We start from the raw sequence: 1,010 nt of genomic DNA on the forward strand, positions 1-1,010 counted from the left end.
TTCGTCCGCCGGTTCGCGCCCCGCCCCCGCCGCGGCGGCGACCGCGCGGCGCGGCACCAGCACGTCCGCCGCGACCGGCTCCGGCGCACCCAGCGCGCGTTCGTCCAGCCCCAGGAAATCGGCGAGCAACCGGCGTTCCCGCTCCGGCAACCGCCGCGGCGAACCGCGCCCGACGAACTGCTGCAGATACGCCACGTTGCGCCCCAGCATCCGCGACAACGCCGACAGGCTGACGCCGCGCGCGCGCGCCGCCTGCTCCAGCGCCTGCTGTGGAGTGTCGCTCACCCGCGCACCTTACGCGCAGGAAATTTCCTCGACAAGTTGGAAAATGCAGAACATTTCAAGAACACAGTTGGATTTGGGAGTCGGCCATGTCGTTGTTATGGGATATCGAACGCTATCTGCGGCGCACCGGGGTCGCCGCGACTACCTTCGGACGGCGGGCGGTCAACGATCCGCGGCTGGCGCTGGACATGCGCCGCGGGCGCGAGCCGGGGCCGCGGGTACGCGCGCGAGTGGAGGCGATCATCAAGGCGCGCAAGCAGTGAGGCCCGCGCCGTTCGATCGCGCGCTGGCGCGCTCCGCCGCGCTGGCCGGCACAATGCTGTCGGTGGAGCGGCACCGCCGCGTCGCATGGCACAGCGCGACCTTCGCGGGGGAGCGCCACGAACTGGTCGCCTCCGCCCCCTCGGGCGAACCGCTCGACCGCTGGCTGGAACAGGTCGCGACCCACGACCTGGAGATGCCGGGGCACCTGCTGGCCGACCTGAAACTGGCACAGTGCGATCGCGCCGGCGCGATCACACACCTGCGGATCGAGGGGCTGACCGTCGCGACCGGATAAGGCGCGCCGTCAACCGGCGGCGAGACGCCGCAACCGCTGGAGCGTGTCGTCCAGCGTCGCCAGATGGGCTGCGGCCTGCGCGGGCCGTGCCGACGGCAGCGCGCGCCGCGCGGCGCCGCGTTCCAGCCGGTCGACCAGCGAGGCGAGCGATTCCTGCGCCAGCGGC

2 protein-coding genes and 1 pseudogene are annotated in these 1,010 nt (G+C 72.5%); 2 read left to right on the forward strand and 1 reads right to left on the reverse strand.

Going from position 1 to position 1,010, the window contains the following annotated elements; genetic code table 11:
• Positions 1-285: pseudogene (locus AX685_RS01430) on the reverse strand (S24 family peptidase); the annotation flags it as partial.
• An 86-nt stretch (positions 286-371) separates the two neighbouring features.
• Here AX685_RS01430 and AX685_RS22190 point away from each other — a divergent pair.
• Entirely contained in the window at positions 372-548 is a 177-nt protein-coding gene (locus AX685_RS22190) for a hypothetical protein (RefSeq protein ID WP_197418439.1), read from the forward strand.
• Complete coding sequence (locus AX685_RS01435; protein ID WP_066484582.1) at positions 545-844, forward strand: hypothetical protein; 300 nt, start codon at positions 545-547, stop codon at positions 842-844. The genes AX685_RS22190 and AX685_RS01435 overlap by 4 nt, the downstream gene beginning before the upstream one ends.
• Positions 845-1,010: the final 166 nt, after the last annotated feature.

It is taken from the genome of Sphingomonas sp. CCH9-F2, from assembly GCF_001556735.1.
Lineage (GTDB): Bacteria > Pseudomonadota > Alphaproteobacteria > Sphingomonadales > Sphingomonadaceae > Sphingomonas > Sphingomonas ginsenosidimutans.

Excerpts from the sequence above, each read along its gene's own strand:
- AX685_RS22190 (WP_197418439.1), top strand. The coding sequence starts at position 372 with ATGTCGTTGTTATGGGATATCGAACGCTATCTGCGGCGCACCGGGGTC.